This window comes from Massilia mucilaginosa (assembly GCF_011682145.1).
Classification (GTDB): Bacteria; Pseudomonadota; Gammaproteobacteria; order Burkholderiales; family Burkholderiaceae_D; genus Telluria_A; species Telluria_A mucilaginosa.
Genome location: NZ_WHJH01000210.1, coordinates 1 through 459, shown reverse-complemented (window position 1 = coordinate 459; position 459 = coordinate 1). Strand labels below are relative to the sequence as shown.

The 459-nt window shown below is 63.8% G+C and carries 1 protein-coding gene; it reads right to left on the bottom strand.

Going from position 1 to position 459, the window contains the following annotated elements:
- Window positions 1-459 (bottom strand): DcrB-related protein (locus tag F2P45_RS34455; RefSeq protein ID WP_166882695.1); only part of this gene is annotated, 459 nt, incomplete at both ends.

Genomic DNA, 459 nt, shown 5'->3' with positions numbered 1-459 from the left:
ACACGGTCGACGCGATCGCCGGCGCCGAACTTGCGACCTCTTTTACTGCCGGCGCCTTCTTGTGGCGCAGCTTGACGCTTGCCAGCATTCCATCGAAGCTGGCATTCCACTCGTCGGTGAACTGGCTGAGGCAAGTCGCGGCAATCAGCATCGCCTTCACCTCGCCCGCTTCGGTACGGGGCAGCATGGTGATCACCTGGCGCTGGTGCATCAGGTGCCCTGCGCTGCGCCAGCGGTACGCGAGTTCGATGGCCGGCGCCTCGTCCAGCGTGCGTTCCACTCGGTTCAGCAAGCGGAAATCGGGTAAGGAACTGCCCAGTTCGGTGACGAGCCGGTCGGCGAAATTGACCAGCGAGTCGTCCCCTTGCGCATCCGCATGCGACATCACCACGCTGAACTCGCTCGGCCCCTCGTCGGCCAGCGTGAACATGTGCATGGTCTTGTCCTTGAGCTGCGCCG